This window comes from Tabrizicola piscis (genome assembly GCF_003940805.1).
GTDB lineage: Bacteria > Pseudomonadota > Alphaproteobacteria > Rhodobacterales > Rhodobacteraceae > Tabrizicola > Tabrizicola piscis.
This window is the reverse complement of record NZ_CP034328.1, coordinates 753653-770023: the sequence shown is the minus strand read 5'-3', so window position 1 is coordinate 770023 and position 16371 is coordinate 753653. Positions and strand designations below refer to the sequence as shown.

General features: G+C 65.1%; 18 protein-coding genes. 11 read left to right on the top strand and 7 right to left on the bottom strand.

The genetic code is table 11. The annotated features are described in order from the left end of the window. Positions 1–10: 10 nt before the first annotated feature. Together EI545_RS03685 and EI545_RS03680 are read left to right on the top strand one after the other, a co-directional pair. Positions 11–1489 (top strand): FGGY-family carbohydrate kinase, encoded by a 1479-nt coding sequence (locus EI545_RS03685; RefSeq protein ID WP_125324219.1) that lies wholly within the window; start codon positions 11–13, stop codon positions 1487–1489. Next, positions 1489–2223 (top strand): creatininase family protein, encoded by a 735-nt coding sequence (locus EI545_RS03680; protein ID WP_125324218.1) that lies wholly within the window; start codon positions 1489–1491, stop codon positions 2221–2223. The genes EI545_RS03685 and EI545_RS03680 overlap by 1 nt, the downstream gene beginning before the upstream one ends. Here EI545_RS03680 and EI545_RS03675 read toward each other — a convergent pair. From EI545_RS03675 to EI545_RS03660, 4 genes are all read right to left on the bottom strand, one after another. Then, entirely contained in the window at positions 2220–2675 is a 456-nt protein-coding gene (locus tag EI545_RS03675; protein WP_125324217.1) for an RbsD/FucU family protein, read from the bottom strand. The genes EI545_RS03680 and EI545_RS03675 overlap by 4 nt on opposite strands. A gap of 40 nt (positions 2676–2715) precedes the next feature. Continuing rightward, positions 2716–3636: a carbohydrate ABC transporter permease gene (locus tag EI545_RS03670; RefSeq protein WP_125327225.1), complete on the bottom strand. Its 921-nt coding sequence runs from the start codon at positions 3634–3636 to the stop codon at positions 2716–2718. Next, complete coding sequence (locus EI545_RS03665; protein WP_245990270.1) at positions 3633–4736, bottom strand: carbohydrate ABC transporter permease; 1104 nt, start codon at positions 4734–4736, stop codon at positions 3633–3635. The genes EI545_RS03670 and EI545_RS03665 overlap by 4 nt, the downstream gene beginning before the upstream one ends. A 138-nt stretch (positions 4737–4874) precedes the next feature. Beyond that, positions 4875–6506: an extracellular solute-binding protein gene (locus EI545_RS03660; RefSeq protein WP_125324215.1), complete on the bottom strand. Its 1632-nt coding sequence runs from the start codon at positions 6504–6506 to the stop codon at positions 4875–4877. A gap of 299 nt (positions 6507–6805) precedes the next feature. Here EI545_RS03660 and EI545_RS03655 point away from each other — a divergent pair, with 299 nt between their 5' ends. The 6 genes from EI545_RS03655 to phoB all read left to right on the top strand — a co-directional run bounded on the left by EI545_RS03655 (position 6806) and on the right by phoB (position 11695). Continuing rightward, on the top strand, positions 6806–7873 hold the full coding sequence (locus EI545_RS03655) for an ABC transporter ATP-binding protein (protein WP_125324214.1): 1068 nt from the start codon (positions 6806–6808) through the stop codon (positions 7871–7873). Between the two features lie 72 nt (positions 7874–7945). Continuing rightward, positions 7946–8398: an RbsD/FucU family protein gene (locus EI545_RS03650; protein ID WP_125324213.1), complete on the top strand. Its 453-nt coding sequence runs from the start codon at positions 7946–7948 to the stop codon at positions 8396–8398. Positions 8399–8413: 15 nt separating this feature from the next. Continuing rightward, on the top strand, positions 8414–9349 hold the full coding sequence (locus EI545_RS03645) for a ribokinase (RefSeq protein ID WP_125324212.1): 936 nt from the start codon (positions 8414–8416) through the stop codon (positions 9347–9349). A 131-nt stretch (positions 9350–9480) separates the two neighbouring features. Beyond that, positions 9481–10278, top strand: a complete 798-nt coding sequence (gene pstB, locus EI545_RS03640) for a phosphate ABC transporter ATP-binding protein PstB (RefSeq protein ID WP_125324211.1) — start codon at positions 9481–9483, stop codon at positions 10276–10278. 10 nt (positions 10279–10288) lie between these two features. Further along, the gene (gene phoU, locus EI545_RS03635; protein WP_125324210.1) at positions 10289–10999 is read left to right on the top strand and encodes a phosphate signaling complex protein PhoU; all 711 of its coding nucleotides are present in this window, start codon (positions 10289–10291) and stop codon (positions 10997–10999) included. A gap of 3 nt (positions 11000–11002) precedes the next feature. Next, entirely contained in the window at positions 11003–11695 is a 693-nt protein-coding gene (gene phoB / locus EI545_RS03630) for a phosphate regulon transcriptional regulator PhoB (RefSeq protein WP_125324209.1), read from the top strand. A 143-nt stretch (positions 11696–11838) separates the two neighbouring features. Here the strand turns inward: phoB and EI545_RS03625 are convergent, their stop codons facing one another. Continuing rightward, entirely contained in the window at positions 11839–13149 is a 1311-nt protein-coding gene (locus EI545_RS03625) for an aspartate aminotransferase family protein (RefSeq protein ID WP_125324208.1), read from the bottom strand. Next, positions 13146–14201 carry a phosphotransferase gene (locus EI545_RS03620; RefSeq protein ID WP_164517197.1) on the bottom strand — a complete coding sequence of 352 codons (1056 nt, stop codon included), beginning with the start codon at positions 14199–14201 and terminating at the stop codon, positions 13146–13148. Before EI545_RS03620 ends, EI545_RS03625 begins: the two co-directional genes overlap by 4 nt. Positions 14202–14395: 194 nt before the next feature. Here EI545_RS03620 and EI545_RS21745 point away from each other — a divergent pair, with 194 nt between their 5' ends. Together EI545_RS21745 and hemP are read left to right on the top strand one after the other, a co-directional pair. Then, positions 14396–14530: a hypothetical protein gene (locus EI545_RS21745; RefSeq protein WP_281275744.1), complete on the top strand. Its 135-nt coding sequence runs from the start codon at positions 14396–14398 to the stop codon at positions 14528–14530. After that, the gene (gene hemP, locus EI545_RS03615; protein WP_125324206.1) at positions 14527–14685 is read left to right on the top strand and encodes a hemin uptake protein HemP; all 159 of its coding nucleotides are present in this window, start codon (positions 14527–14529) and stop codon (positions 14683–14685) included. Before EI545_RS21745 ends, hemP begins: the two co-directional genes overlap by 4 nt. 112 nt (positions 14686–14797) lie before the next feature. On the opposite strand, the gene moaA is transcribed toward hemP, so the two are convergent. After that, positions 14798–15802 carry a GTP 3',8-cyclase MoaA gene (gene moaA, locus EI545_RS03610; RefSeq protein ID WP_125324205.1) on the bottom strand — a complete coding sequence of 335 codons (1005 nt, stop codon included), beginning with the start codon at positions 15800–15802 and terminating at the stop codon, positions 14798–14800. 85 nt (positions 15803–15887) lie between these two features. On the opposite strand from moaA, the gene EI545_RS03605 reads away from it, so the two are divergent. After that, complete coding sequence (locus tag EI545_RS03605) at positions 15888–16367, top strand: D-galactarate dehydratase (protein WP_125324204.1); 480 nt, start codon at positions 15888–15890, stop codon at positions 16365–16367. The last annotated feature ends 4 nt before the right edge of the window (positions 16368–16371 follow it).

Sequence of the window (16371 nt, the reverse complement as noted above, 5' to 3'; positions counted from 1 at the left end):
GGCCCGGACCATGACCTACACCCTCGGCATCGATATCGGCACGTTTGAAACCAAGGGCGTTCTGGTGGCAAGCGACGGGACGATCACCGCCACCGCCTCGCGCCCGCACAAGATGATCGTACCCCGCCCCGGCTGGGCCGAACACCGGGCGGAGGAGGATTGGTGGGGCGATTTCGTCCATGTGACGCGGACGCTGCTGGCGCAGTCCGGGATTGATCCAAAGGCGATCCGCGCCGTGGCCGCCAGCGCCATCGGGCCCTGCATGCTGCCGGTGGACAGCGCGGGCGCGCCGTTGATGAATGGGGTGCTTTACGGTGTGGATACCCGGGCATCGGCCCAGATCGAGGCGCTGAATGCGGCGATTGGGGAGGATGTGATCCTGTCGCGCTGCGGCAATGCGCTGACTTCGCAATCGGTGGGGCCAAAGATCCTGTGGCTGAAGGAAACGCACCCGGAGCTTTTTGCACGGACGGCAAAGGTGCTGACCTCGACCAGCTACCTGACATGGAAGCTGACCGGGGAATATGCGATTGACCACTACACGGCGGCGAACTTCTCGCCGCTTTACGATGTCAACAGCTTGGGATGGACGGCCGAGCTTGCCGATATCCTACCGCTGGACCGGTTGCCGCGCCTGATGTGGTCCACCGACATCGCCGGGCATATCACGGCAGCTGCCGCGGCGGAGACCGGGCTGGCCGAAGGCACGCCCGTCACCTGCGGCACGATTGATGCGGCGGCAGAGGCGGTCAGCGTCGGCGTTCAGGCCCCGGGTGAAATGATGCTGATGTATGGGTCAACCATCTTCATCATTCAGGTGACCGCCGCCCCGGTCCGCGATGCGCGGCTGTGGTATGCGCCGTGGTTGTTTCCGGGTCTGCATGCGTCAATGGCGGGGCTGGCGACGTCGGGCACGCTGACCCACTGGTTCCGCGACCAGTTGGCGCGGGACAGTGACTTTGCCACCCTTGCGGCTGAGGCGGCGGCCAGTCCGAAGGGGGCCAAGGGGTTGATCTGCCTGCCCTATTTCTCGGGTGAGCGGACGCCGATCCATGACCCGCTGGCCAAGGGGGCGTTTTTCGGGCTGGACCTGACCCACACCCGGGCCGACCTTTTCCGTGCGGCGCTGGAGGGCGTTGCCATGGGCACGGCGCATGTCTTTGACACCTACCGTGAGCTGGACGCAGCCCCCTCGCGAGTGTTGGCCGTGGGTGGGGGCACGCAGAACGCGGTCTGGATGCAGGCCACCTCGGACCTGGCGAAGATCCGGCAACTTGTGTGCGAAAAGACCATGGGGGCGAGTTACGGCGATGCCTTCCTGGCTGCCGTGGCCATCGGGGCTGCGATGCCGGACGAGATCAGCCGCTGGAACCCGGTGTCCCGCACTGTGACGCCCGAGGCGGTTGCGGCCTATGACCGGCAATATCCGCTGTGGAAGGCGCTTTACCGCCAGACCAAGGACATTGCTCACGCGTTAGGGGCAGAGTGATGCAGTTCGACCGGATGCGCCCGCACCAGATTGCCGAGGCCATTGCGGCGGGGACTCCGGTGGTGTTGCCGATTGGCGTGATGGAATACCACGGGCAGCACCTGCCCGCCGGGGTGGACCTTTTGATCGTGACCGAGACGCTGAAGCGGCTTGGGGACCGGATCATCCTGCTGCCGCCCTTCGCATATGGCGCGGCGAGCCATGCGGTTGCGGGGCCGGGGGCGGGGACGCTCCATCTGGAGCCCGCCACCTTCCTGCCCATGGCTGAGGCGCTGTTTGCCGGGTTGCTGACGACCGGCTTTCGCAACCTGCATGGGGTGATCCATCACCAGACCGAAAACTTCTCCCAAGGGATGCCCACCGATCTGACCTTTCGCCTTGCCGCCCGCAACGCGATCTTCCGGTATCTTGAGGCGGCGCGCGGCCCGGGCTGGTGGGGCGACCGGGGGATGCAGGACTACTATGCCCAGCACGAGGCTGGGGCGGACCCGTTCAACTGGATCAGGATCCATCCGCTGTTCCCGAAAGGGGCCGATTTCCCCTTTGACCATGCCGGGGTGGGGGAGACGTCGCTGATGCTGGCCCTGGCGCCCGACACGGTTGACATGGCGCGGGTCGCCGAAGGCGGGCATTGGTATACCGAGACCGCGCCTGCGGCCACGGCGGAGTTAGGCGAGCAGGGCGTGGGGATTGCGCTGACGCATATGACCGGGGTGCTGGGGCTTGAGCCTTAAAGCTCGGGCAGGTCGATCACGCCTTTTTTCAGGATGAAACAGCCGTAGGGGCCCGAGTCCGCCGTGCGGATGATGGCGAAGGCGCGTTTCGCGGCCTCGTAGAACGCGAAGCGGTCGAGGGATTGCATGGGGACGGGGCGGCCCTCTGCGCTGTCTGCGACAGCTTGCATTCGGGCGAAGATCGGCCGGTCGGCCGTGGGGTCACCGACCACCTGCATGCGGGTGATCGGGGCGTCGACGAAAGTGTCGAGCGGCATCAGCGTCAGGATCGCGCGGGCGGCGGTGGGGATGTCGCAGCCGGGCATGTCGACCAGCCGGCCGTAGGTGGTTTCGGCGGCGATGGTGGCGGCGGGGTGGTTCACATCGCAGATCACCAGATCATCGCCATGACCCATCAGCATGAGGACATGGACGATTTCCGCGCTTAACCGTTGGTCGATGCCTTTCAGCATCCGGGGCGGGCCAAGAATTTTCGGCGAAAATTCTTGGGTGTCATTTGACGGCACCCGCGGCCATGCCCTTGATGATGAAGCGTTCCAGCACCACGCCGATCACGATCAGCGGCAGGATCGCGGCGGCGGACAGTGCGGCCATCGACCACCAGGAAATGCCCTGTGACCCCGTCTGGCTGGCGACCATCACCGGCAGGGTATTGGCATGTGTCGAGGTGATGAGGGCGGCGAAGAAATATTCGTTCCACGTCAGCACCAGCGACAGGATGAAGGCCGCGACCATGCCGGGCAGGGCGATGGGCAGGATGATGGTGAAGAACGCCCCCCAGACGCCAAGGCCGTCGACCATGGCCGCTTCTTCCAGTTCGGTCGGGATGCCGGCGAACTGGTCGCGCATGATCCAGATGACGATGGGCAGGACCGAAAGGGTGTACAGCAGGATCAGGCCGATCCGCGTGTCGAGCAGTGCCAGTTCCTTGTACAGCACCAGAAACGGCAGGGCGAGCACGACGGGCGGCAGGATCAGCTGGCTGAGGAAGAAGAACGAGATATCGTCATTCTTCATGAAGCCGAACTTGTAGGTAAAGCGGGACAGGCCATAGGCGGCCAGTGAGCCGAGGATGACGGCAAGGGTCGAAGATGACAGCGAGGTGATGACGGAGTTCAGGAAGCGTTTCATGAACTCCTCCCGCACGGTCGATTCAGCGCCGATGGTGTCGGGCGACAGGCCAAGCGACCGCCAGCCCAACCATGCCGGGTTGTAGTCGACCCATGGCACCAGATTGCCCTGCATCACGTTCGGGGCCATCTTGAAGCTGGTGGTCAGCGTCCAGTAGATCGGGAACAGGCAGATGACCGCCCATAGGATCAGCACGCCATAGACGGCAAAGCGGTTGACCCACCATTTGGCGCGAAAGCTGCGGTCCGCCTCGGAATCCTTGAAGATCGCGGTTTCGGTCATGTTCTGGGTCTTGTCCAACGGGCGGCGAGTTTCATCAGCGCGGTCATGAAGATCACGATCAGCACAAGGTAGACCATGGCCAGCATCGTGCCGTAGCCGACGTTCGACCGGTCGCGGTATTCGCGGAAGATGAAGCTGGTGACGGTATCCGTGGCACCGCCCGGACCGCCGGAGGTGACGTTGATGACGATGTCGGCCAGTTTCAGCTTGAAGATGATGCGGATCAGGATTGCCGTGATGCTGACGGGCAGCATCAGGGGAAATGTCACCTCCCAGAACGACCGCCAGCCGGTTGCACCGTCGACGCGGGACGCCTCGGTCAGTTCCTTGGGGATCGCCTGCAGACCGGCCAGCAGCATGATCATCATGAAGGGGATGAAGGTCCAGGCATCCATCAGCATGATGGTGATCTTGGCCACCTCGGGCGAGCCGAAGAAGGACGGGTTTTCCCAGCCCAGCCAGCGGGCAAGCCGCGCGATGGGGCCGAACCGTGCCTCAAGCATCGATTTGCCGATCATCCAGCTGACGGCGACGGGGGACAGCATCAGCGGCAAAAGGAAAGCGACGCGGAAGAACTTGCGCGCCCTGATCTGGCTGTTGAGGAGGAGGGCGAGGCCGAAGGCGATGGCGTATTCCACAACGATGGCAAGGGTATACCAGACCATGTTGGTCATGGCGTTCCAGTAGAACGGGTCGTTCCACATCTGCACAAGGTTGGCTATGCCGTTGAACTGGCGGCCGTCCGGGCTGGCAAGGTTCCAGCTGGAAAAGGCGATGATCAGGCCGAAGAGAAGCGGGAACACGGTCAGCGAAATGACGAACAGGGCGGCGGGCAGGACAAACAGGGTGCGCTTGCCCTGTTCGCCGCGCAGGATGACCTGCGCCCAGCACAATGCGGTGGCCCAAAGGCAATAGGCGTAAAGCGTGGGCCGCCAGGTGGTGAAGCCCGCGTCCCACCAGCCCAGCGTCTGGCCCAGTTGCGCCAGCGCCACAAGGCCCAGCACGGCGGCCGAGCCCCAGATCATCGCATGGCCCAGCCGTTTGCGGCTGTCGGTGATGGTGTCGCTGGTGACGACGTGAAGGGCTGCGCCGCTGCTCAACTGTCTGTGCCTGCAAGGTAAGGTGCCGTGCCACCGGACTGGTGGCGTCTGGCAAGGGAATTTAGGGTGGACAGGCCTGTCCACACCGCGGGAAGGGGCGTGCAAGGCGGGCATTGCTGCCCGCCTTGCAGTTTAGGGTCACATCCCCAGCGAGGCTTTGTAAAGCGCGATCTGGCTGTCGCGGCCGATCTGGTCGGTGATCTTCTCCCAGGCGGCGGCGATGGCATCTGCCGTTTCCTGCGCCGATGCGTACTGGCCGGCAAAGCCCTTGGCCAGTTCATCCTCGGCAACCGAATAGTACTGGAAGATGCCGGGGATGCGCGGTTCGATCGCGGCGTTGGGGTGGTTGTAGCTGTCGGCGTTCGACCCGAGGTAATCCTCGATATAGGCGCGGTCGTAGCCGGCGGTTTCCCATTCCGCATAGTCGAAGTGAGAGTTGCGGTAGGGCTGGAAGCCCGACGGGTAAGCGGCGGTCCAGAGCGACAGGTCCTTGCCGCCCAGATGGGCAGCGGCGGACCAGGCGGCCTTGCGCTTCTTCTCATCAGCCGAAACGCGGGAGGTGACGTAGACGCCCCAGCCGATATAGGCCATGAGCGGCGCTTCGTTTGCGGTTTCCTCCCATGCGCCGGCGGCGGAGTTGTAGCGGCGGGTAGAGCCGGGGTTGATCCCGAAGCCCACGACATCGCCCACGACCGAGGTGTCGGAGGTGCGCGCGGACGACCCCACGTCACCCCACCACATCAGCATGGAGCCCGTTCCGGCCAGGAACTGGCTGAAGGCCGTGGTGCCGGGATCGGCGTTGATCTGGTCGGCGGGGTAGGCGCCAGCGGCGATCAGGTCCATCACGTCCTGGATCGCCTGCACCCAGCCCGGGTTGTTGACGCGCGGCTTCATCGTGTCGGGGTCGAACAGCCATGCCGGATCATCAGGGTGCTTGACGTAAGCGGTGGCACGGTTGGCGATGAAGTACATCCCGAACCCGCCCCAGCCTTTCAGCGGATCAAGATAGCCATGCGCGGGCAGGCCGGTCAGCGGATCGGTCTGGCCGACAAGGGCCTTGGAGACTTCGTTGACGGCCTGCCATGTGGTCGGAACCTCGGCCCCGCCAATCGCGCCTTCACCGAAGTAGTCCTTGCGATAGGCGAAGGTGTGGCAGTCGCCGTCGATGGTGACGCGGTACTTCTTGCCGTCCCAGGTGCCGACAGGTGGCTTGAGATAGCCGACAAGGTCCTCTTCATCGATCTGGGCCGAGACCCAGTCGGGCATTTCGTCTAGAAGGCCCTTGCTGGCGGTATCGCCTTCGAAGGGGGCGCCCATTTCGAGGATGTCAAAGTCAACCGTGCCGGTGGCGATGGCCTGCTGCAGGCGGCTGTTGTAATCGGCTTGCGCGAGGTCGATCCAGTTGATCTTGGCGCCGGTATAGGCCTCCCACGGCTTGAGGAAACCGCGGAACAGGAAGTTGTGCAGGTTCTGGTTGTTGAGGCCCATGAAGGTGAGTTCGACCCCGGCGAATTCGCCTTCGGTGACGCTTGCCTTGGTGGCGGCAAGGCACATCTCGCCGACCTTCTGCCAATCGGCATCCGTGGGCGAGCCCATGCCAACGCCGGGAATCTTCAGGATTTCGGCACGCACATTGCCATGCGCCTCGGCAAGGGCGGTTTTCACGCTGGCAGGCACCATGGCCATGGCCGAAAGCGCGGTCGCGCCCTGCAACATGCGGCGGCGGCTGATCTGTGCGCCCATGAGCGCGTTGTAAAGTCCTACTTTCACGAGTCGTCCTCCCTTTGAGTGGACCCTCTGCCCGGCACAGATCGGCGAGGGCGTGGTCCTTTTTCGTTGCGATTTTCGTCTTCCGGAATTCTGGCACCCGCCACCGAAGCCCGTCACATCGCGCCAGCGGCAAAGAGCACTGCCGGGCCTTCCCCCCCCCAGCGGCAGCAATCCTCGGGGCGTAGCTTGGCAAGGGGCGCAGGGCCTGTCAAGATTCTAACATGTTAGTATGATCAGCCGGTGGACAGGCCCGCGCGTCGCCGCTAGCCTTGCCAAAGTCTGAGGGAGGGGAAAGGCCAATGGCCGAAGTCACGATCCGCGAGCTGAAGAAGTTCTATGGCGGGGTACAGGTCGTCCACGGCCTTGATCTGGATATTGCGGATGGTGAATTCGTGGTGCTTGTCGGACCGTCGGGCTGTGGCAAGTCCACGCTGCTGCGGATGATCGCGGGGCTGGAGGAAATCTCCAGCGGCGACATCCGGATTGGCGACCGGCGGGTGAACAACCTGCCGCCAAGCGAGCGCGACATTGCCATGGTGTTCCAGAACTATGCGCTTTACCCGCACAAGACCGTGGGCGCGAACATGGGGTTCGCCCTGAAGATGCGGGGAATGGACAAGGCCGTGATTGCCGAGAAGGTGACCCGCGCGGCAGGGATCCTTGGCCTGACGCCCTATCTGGACCGTTACCCTCGTGCGCTGTCGGGTGGGCAACGCCAGCGCGTCGCCATGGGCCGCGCCATCGTGCGCGACCCGCAGGTGTTTCTGTTCGACGAACCGCTGTCAAACCTGGACGCCAAGTTGCGCGTCCAGATGCGCACCGAGATTCGCGAACTCCATCTCCGGCTGAAGACCACCACGGTCTATGTCACCCATGACCAGATCGAAGCGATGACCATGGCCGACAAGATCGTCGTCATGCAGGGCGGCCGGATCGAACAGGTCGGCGCGCCGCTTGACCTTTATGACCGGCCCGCCAATGCCTTTGTCGCAGGCTTCATCGGCAGTCCGGCGATGAACATGCTGCCGGGCATCGTCCGGCGCGGCGTGGTCGAGATTGACGGCGGCGCACGGCTGCCGCTGCCGGCAGGTTCGGCACTGGCCGAGGGGCGCGAGGTGACCTATGGCATCCGGCCGGAGCACCTGACGGTGGGCAGCGACGGGATTGCCGGCAGCGTGGCCGTGGTGGAGCCGACCGGGTCAGAGACCCATGTCGTCCTGCGGTTCGGGCAGGACGGCGGCGGTCGGGATGTGGTGGCGATGTTCCGCGACCGGGTGGCGTTCCGGCCGGGCGACGCGCTGACCTTTGCGCCCGATGCGGAAAAGGTGCATCTGTTCGACAGATCCTCGGGCGTGCGGCTTGCGTGACATCTCGCGGAGCGGGGGCCAGCCCCCGCACCCCCGGGATATTTGTGGACAGAAAATGAAGGGGGAGCGGGGATGCTCAAGGGAATCGACAACCGGCTGAATGCCGAAGTGCTGGCCTGCCTGCGGGGCATGGGGCATGGCGATGTGCTGATCGTGGCTGATACCAATTTCCCATCCGATTCCGTGGCGCGGGCCACTGTGACGGGCAAGCTGTTGCGGATGGAGAACCTGAGCTGTGCCGAAGCGGTGCAGGCGATCCTTTCGGTGCTGCCGCTTGACACTTTCGTCGACGATTTCGCGGGCCGGATGGAAGTGGTCGGCGCGCCGACCGAGGTGCCTGCGGTGCAGGCCGAGGTGCAGGCCGAGATCGACCGGGCCGAGGGGCGCGCGCGGCCCATGGTCAGCATCGAGCGGTTTGCATTCTATGACATGGCGCGGCAGGCCTATGCAGTGATCCAGACCGGGGAACGGCGGTTCTACGGCTGCTTCATGTTCCGCAAGGGCGTGATCCCGCCGGACGCCTGAGAAGGAAGACGTGAGATGACAAAACCGATCGTGATTCTTGGGATCTTCGTGGCCGATACCGCCTATCGGGCGGAGCGGCAGCCGAAGATGGGCGAGACGATTCTGGGCAATTCCTTCGTGTTGGGGCCGGGGGGGAAGGGGTCGAACCAGTCGGTCGCTGCGGCGATGGCGAGCGCTGGGAATGGCGGCAAGGTGCATTTCATCACCCGGCTAGGCCGCGATGCCTTTGCCGATATTGCCCGCGCCACCTGGGCCCGGGCGGGCGTGGTACCCGAAGTCACCGAGGATGGCGAAAGCTACACTGGGGCGGCCTATATCTTCATCGAAGCGGCCACGGGCAATAATGCGATCATCGTGGCCCCCGGTGCGGCAGGTCGGGTGTCGGTGGAGGATGTGGAGGCAAAGCGCGCGTTGATCGAAAGCGCGTCCGTCTTCGTGACGCAACTGGAACAGCCGATCCCCGCCGCGCGGCGCGCGCTGGAGATTGCGCGGGCGGCAGGTGTCGTGACGATCCTGAACCCGGCCCCGGCAGCACCGCTGGACGATGCCATGCTGGCGTTGTGCGATTTCGTGACGCCGAACGAATCCGAAGCCGAGGCTTTGACTGGTCTTCCGGTGACCAATGTGGCCGAGGCGGAAGCCGCCGCCGATGCGCTGCTTGCCAAGGGCGTGGGCGCGGTGGTTGTCACGCTTGGGGGGAATGGCGCGCTGTATCGCGATCGGAGCCGGTCGGTACATGTGCCGGTGATCAGCGCCGGACCCGTGGTGGAAACCACTGGCGCTGGCGACGCCTTCAACGGCGGCTTTGCCGTGGCGCTGTCGGAAGGCCGCGACGTGGTCGACGCCGTGCGCTTCGGCTGCGCGACGGCGGGGATTTCCGTCACCCGACCCGGAACCGCGCCCGCCATGCCCGCGCGGGCGGAGATCGAGGCGCTGCTCGCGCGCTCCTAGGCCGAGACCGGCCGTCCTGTCATGCAGCTGTTACAAAATCGACGCATAGGGGTCATCATAGCCGCTTATGCGCAAGGTGAGGGCTGACGCGGCCAGCGCAGGTAAGGGCGGCCAGAGACGGAGCAGGGCTGATGGACGACGTGCGGACGGCGGGACGGGGCATCGTGGCCGCCACGGCAAAGATCGAGGCGCGTGGGGTTCAGGTCCACTACGGGACGACCCATGCGCTGAAGGATGTGGATGTGTCGATCCTCGACCATGCGGTCACGGCGTTCATCGGGCCGTCGGGCTGCGGCAAGTCCACCTTCCTGCGCTGCCTGAACCGGATGAACGACACCATCGCCTCCTGCCGGGTGACGGGCAAGATCACGCTGGACGGCGAGGATATCTATGCCCCCAAGGTGGACCCGGTCCAACTGCGCGCCAAGGTGGGGATGGTGTTTCAAAAGCCGAACCCATTTCCGAAATCGATCTATGAAAACGTGGCGTACGGGCCGAAGATCCACGGGCTGACCCGCAACAAGGGCGAGCTTGACCAGATCGTCGAAGCCTCGCTGCGCAAGGCGGCGCTGTGGGCTGAGGTGAAGGACCGGCTGGACAGCCCCGGCACCGGGCTTTCCGGCGGCCAGCAGCAGCGGCTGTGCATCGCGCGGGCGATTGCGACTGGGCCCGAGGTGCTGTTGATGGACGAACCCTGCTCGGCTTTGGATCCGATCGCCACTGCGCAGGTCGAGGAGTTGATCGACGAGTTGCGGTCCAGCTTTTCGGTCGTGATCGTGACCCATTCGATGCAGCAGGCCGCGCGCGTCAGCCAGAAGACGGCGTTTTTCCACCTGGGCCACCTGGTGGAATACGGCGAGACGGCCGAAATCTTCACCAACCCGAAAGACCCACGCACCGAAGCCTATATCACCGGGCGCATCGGGTAAGGAGACAGGGATGAACATGGCGCATATTGCAACCGCCTTTGACCGCGATCTTGAATCCACCCAGGCGCTGGTCCTGCGGATGGGGGGGCTGGTTGAAACCGCCCTTCTGGACGCGGCCGAGGCGCTGGATGCACGGGATGAGGATCTGGCCGCGCGGGTGCGGGCGGGCGATGCCGCCATCGACGCGCTGGAGGACCAGATCAACAGCGAATGTGCGCGGCTGATCGCCTTGCGCGCGCCCACGGCGGGGGATTTGCGCACGGTCCTGACCGTGATGAAGATTGCCGCTGCATTGGAACGGGCCGGGGACTATGCCAAGAACCTGGCCAAGCGCACGGCGATCTTGAGCCAGATGCCGCAAGTGCCGGGGGCCAGCGGGTCGATCCGGCGGCTGGCCAAGGCCGTGGTGGTGATGCTGACCGATGCGCTGGATGCCTATATCCGCCGGGACGCACGGCTGGCCGAGGATGTCCGCCAGCGCGACCGCGAGATTGACCAGATGTACAACTCGATCTTTCGCGAGTTCCTGACCCATATGATGGAGGACCCGCGCAACATCGGGCCCTGCATGCACCTGCACTTCATCGCCAAGAACATCGAGCGGGTGGGTGATCATGCGACCTCGGTCGCCGAACAGGTGATCTATCTGGTGACCGGTTCGATGCCCGAAGATGACAGGCCAAAGGTGGACAGCACCGGTGCTGTCGTGGCGAGGGGGTAAGGCATGGCACGCAGCGGACAGCCACGGGTTCTTCTGGTCGAGGATGAGCCGGCGCAGCGGACGGTTCTGGCCTATAACCTTGAGGCCGAGGGCTTTGCGGTCACGCAGGCCGACAATGGCGAAGATGCGATGGTGCTGGTGGACGAGGAAGAGCCGGACATCATCATTCTGGACTGGATGATGCCGAAAGTGTCGGGGATCGAGGTGTGCCGGCGGCTGAAGATGCGGCCGGATACGCGCGGCATCCCGATCATCATGCTGTCGGCCCGGGCGGAAGAGGTGGACCGCATCCGCGGGCTTGAAACAGGCGCGGATGACTATGTGATCAAGCCCTATTCGGTGCTGGAGCTGATGGCGCGGGCCAGGGCCCAGTTGCGCCGGGTGCGCCCGTCCACCGCCGGCGTGGTGCTGGAGCACGAGGATATCCGCCTCGATCCCGAAAGCCACCGGGTTTATCGGGCGGACAAGGTGCTGAAGCTGGGCCCGACCGAGTTCAAGCTTCTGGTCACGCTGATGGAGCGGCCGGGGCGGGTGTTTTCGCGGGAGCAGCTGCTGGATCTGGTCTGGGGGCGCGACATCTATGTCGATACCCGGACGGTGGATGTGCATGTGGGACGGCTGCGGAAATCGCTGATGCAGTTCGGCGGCGCGGACCCGGTGCGGACTGTGCGCGGGGCAGGCTACGCGCTGGGCTGATCTTCTGCAGCGGTTGGTGAATTGAGCGCTGGCGCGCAAGCCTTTAGTCTCGCCTCTGGCGCGCGGGCGCGCGCCAACCGGCTCGGTCAGCGGGGGTGTTCCACCCCCGCACCCCCGGAGAGTATTTGCAAAAGAGCAAGGGCTTAGGGGCGCGTGAGCACGCGGTCGAGGGTGGTCAGGAACTGATCGGCATTGGCCAGTGAAAAGGGCAGGGGCGGGCGGATCTTCAGGATGTGGCCCTGTGGGCCGGTCGCGCTGATCAGGATGCCGTTCTGGCGCAGCGCGTTCACGATGCGCCCGGCGCGGGTAGCGTCAGGCTGGCCGCCCGTCAGGATGTCGGTGCCGAGAAACAGGCCAGCGGCGCGGGTTTCGCCGAGGGTTTCGTGCCGGGTGGCAAGATCGCGCAGGCCCGCGGCGAAGGCGGTGCCCACGGTGGCGGCGTTTTCCATCAGGCCTTCGTCGCGGACGACATCCAGCACGGCAAGGCCCACGGCGGCGGCGACGGCGTTGCCGCCGAAGGTGTTGAAGTAGCGTGCCTTTGTCCCGAAGGCCTCGATGATCTGGGGTTGCAGGACAAGGCCCGCCATCGGATAGCCGTTGCCCATAGGCTTGCCCAAGGAGACCATGTCCGGGATCAGCCCGTGACGGTCAAAGCCCCACATGTGGCTGCCCGTGCGGCCGAAGCCGGGTTGCACCTCATCGGCGATGAACAGGCCACCTGCGGCGCGGATCGCGCTGGCGGCGGGGGCGAGGAACCCGGCGGGGTCGGGCAGGACGCCATCGGAGGAAAACACCGTGTCGACGATCAGGGCGCAGGGTTTGATCCCTTGGGCCTGCATCCGGTTGCAGGCGGCGGTGACGGCGGCGGCGAAGCCTGAGGCGATGCCGTCTGGATAGTTCGTGGCGCTGGGGGCGGGAACTGGAAACACGGTTGGCCCGGGGGCCACGGCGGGGCCAAGCGACATGGACGCCTCGGCCGTGACGAGCGTCACGCCATGGTAGGCGTTGTCGGTGACGATGATCCCGGTGCCGCCGGTGGCGGCGCGGGCGATGCGGATGGCAAGGTCATTCGCTTCGGACCCGGTGCAGGTGAACATGACATGGGCGAGGGCGGGGGGAAACAGGGCAAGCAGACGCTCGGCGTAGTCAAGGATGCCGTCGTGGAGATAGCGGGTGTGGGTGGCCAGCGTGGCCGCCTGACCAGCCATCGCGGCGACGACGCGGGGGTGGCAATGCCCGACCGAGGCCACGTTGTTGTAGGTGTCAAGGTAGGCGCGGCCGTCGCGGTCGTAAAGCCAGACGCCTTCGCCCCGGACAAGGTGCAGGGGTTCTTCGTAAAACAGCCGGTAGGCGGGGCCGAGGAGGGCGGCGCGGCGGGCGATCCGCGCGTCGTCCTGCGGATCAAGGCGGATCGCGCCGGGGGTATAGGCGTTGGGCATCTGGGGGCGGGTCATGGGCTTGGCCTTTCGCAGGCGGCTTGGATATGGGCGGGGGTCAGGCTGGCGGCGGCGGTCAGGCCTGCCCGGGCTGAGGGGGCGTTGCGCAGGATGTAGGCCGCATTGTCCGGATAGCGCGCCGCGCGCCAGGCCGAGATCGTGAGAGTGGTCAGCATCCGCGCGGTGATCAGATCGGGGAGAAGCGCGATCTCATCCTCGGTCAGCGGCAGGTTGGCATGATAGGCGGCAAGGAGAGGGGAGAGGAGGGCCAGCGGATCGTCCGGGTCGATCTGGTAGGAGCAGGCGGTGGCAAGGTCGCAGATCCGGTGGCTGCGGACCATGTCGCCAAAGTCGAGGATGCCGGTCAGGGTGTCTGGCTGGGCGGGGTCGGCCAGAAGGTTGTGTGGGTTGAAATCGGCATGGACGACTTGCTTGGGCAGGCTGGTCAGTGCGGGGGCAGTTTCGGCGGTGAATCGGTGCAGGAATGCCTTTCCCATGGGCTGGAGATCGGCGGGCAGGGCCGGCAGGAGCGGGGCCAGGCGGGGGAACTGGCGGATGTCCCACAGGAGGACGTGGTCGGCGGCGGGGTGGTCGAAGGCGGCAAGGGCGGTCGTCAGGCGGGCGAGGGCGGCACCGATGGCGCGGGCCAGCAAGGGCGTGCGGGGCAGGTGGGCGATGGGCGTGCCGGGGCACCAGGTCAGCAGGCGCAGCGCGCCGTCCGGCAGGGGCAGGATTGGGCGGCCGTCAACGGTTGGGACCACGCGGGGGGTGGGAAGGCCTGCGTCGGCAGCGGCGCTGTGAAGCAGGGCCTGCGTCTGGAAATCGGTCAGCGCCGGGGGTTCTGCCGGGTTCGAGAGCTTTACCGTGTAGCTGGCGGAGCCAGTGTCGAGGCGGTGGTTCAGGTCCCGTTCCGAGGTGAGGAGTGTGAGCGTTCCCGTCAGGTTCCAGTGGGCCGTGACGAGGCGGGCGAGGGTGGCCGTGTCCATCTTGGGCGGGGGCAGGCTGAGGAGATGGCCCACGACATCTATATCTGTGGCGTCAGCATCTGTCGGCTCAGGATCTGTTGGCATCGGGCTTGACGGCATGACGGGCGGCTTTCTTGCAATGCCGCGACGATAGCGGCTTTGCCGGGCGGGGCCAGTGGAAAGCGGTGTGTGGTCGAGGGTTGACAATGGTGACTAAAACACTCAGGTTAACGATCATGCCCAGCCAGCCGCTCTGATCGAGGGGCACGCCCGGTGTCCTTCAAAAGGTGGAGTTCACCATGCCCAACCCAATGCCACTGCCCGACCCGGCACCCGCCTCCGAGATATTGGAACTTTTGCTGAGCGCGGCTTCGGGGATATTCCCAGGCCCGGTTCTGGAAGCGCTGATCGCGCGGCTGGAGGTGGGAAAATGAATGCGCAGGTGGATATCTGGCTGACGACCGATGCAACGCCCGTGCATGAGGCGCGGGTCTTGACCGAGGGTGGCAGTCTGGCGCGGATCACCCTGGACGGGCAGGTCTACAGTTTGCGGATCACCCGGGCGGGGAAGCTGATCCTGACAAAGTAGGGGCGGTCGGCCCGAGGCTTCCTGCTTTGCAGCGGTGGGGCTTGCTGGGCCGGCGGATGCCTCCGGCGGGGATATTTGCAGAAGAGAAAGCCGCTTTCGGGCACGAATGGGCTTAGCCGCCGGTATGGCTCATGTGGCGGGTCATCTGGCCTTTGATCTTCTGCCGCGAATAGTCGAAATCGTGGCCTTTCGGCTTGCGGGCAATCGCCGCGCGGATGGCCTGTTCCAGTGGCGCATCGTCGGGGCTGGCGCGCAAGGGGGCGCGCAGGTCGGCCATGTCTTCCTGGCCAAGGCACATGTAAAGTTCGCCCGTGCAGGTCAGCCGCACGCGGTTGCAGCTTTCGCAGAAATTATGGGTCAGGGGCGTGATGAAGCCGATTTTCTGGCCGGTCTCTTCCAGCCGCACATAGCGGGCCGGGCCCCCTGTCCGTTCGGCAAGATCAATGAGGGTGTAGCGGTCTGCCAGACGCTGGCGAAGATCCTTCAGGGGCCAGTACTGATCAAGCCGCAGGCCGTCGCCCATGTCTTCGCCCATCGGCATCACCTCGATGAAGGTGAGGTCGTGGTCATTGGCGGCGCACCAATCGGTCAGGGTGAAAAGCTCGGACTCGTTGAAATCCTTGAGCGCCACGGCGTTGATCTTGACGCGCAATCCGGCAGCCTTGGCGGCAGTGATCCCGTCAAGCACCTGCGACAGGCGACCCCAGCGGGTGATCTTGGCGAACTTTTCCGGGTCCAGCGTGTCAAGGCTGACGTTGATGCGCTTGATCCCCAAGGCGGCGAGCGGTTCGGCGAATTTCGCCAGTTGGCTGCCGTTTGTAGTCAGGGTCAGTTCCTTCAGCGCGCCGGAGTGCAGATGACGGCTCATCGCTTCGAAAAAGGTCAGGATGCCCTTGCGGACAAGTGGTTCGCCCCCGGTGATGCGCAGCTTTTCCACGCCCATGCGAACGAAGGTGCTGCAAAGCCGGTCCAACTCCTCAAGCGAGAGGAGGTCGGCCTTGGGCAGGAAGGTCATGTTTTCCGACATGCAATAGCTGCAGCGGAAATCGCAGCGGTCGGTGACCGACACGCGCAGGTAGGAAATCGCACGGGCGAAGGGGTCGATGAGCGGGACCATGGCACAAAGGTAGGCTTGCGCGGGGGGCCGCACAAGGCGGAAAGCGGCAATTGCAGGGGCGGAGGCGGCAGGGTAGCCTTGGGGCATGAAACATCATGCCCTTAGCCTGTCGCTGCTGCTGGTCTTGCCCGGCTGCGCAATTTTGTCCCCCGGCGGGGGGAATGGACCCACGTCGATCACCGGCCCGTCCGAACGCGAACCCGCGACCGAAATGGCGGCCGCCGCTGGCACGACCGCGCTGGGGGCGCGGGCGGTGCGGGCCGAGGTGCTGGACACCACAACGGCCGAGGAGAAGGCCGCAGCACTGGCCGCCCCCGCTGCAAGTGGCGAGCGTGAGCTGGGGCGGGTGGTGGTGGCGCTTGGACCCCCGGCCGAACAGGGCATCTGGCTGAAGACGTCGCTTGTCAGCGAAGTCGTGCAGGGCCGGGTGGAAACCGCGTCGGGCAAAAGCTTGACGCTGGAACTGCGGCCGGGCACCGGTGGCGCCTTGCTGTCGCTGGCGGCGTTTCAGGCGCTGGGGTTGAACCTGACCGAGTTGCCGGAGGTCAGGGTTTTCGGGCCCTGAACTC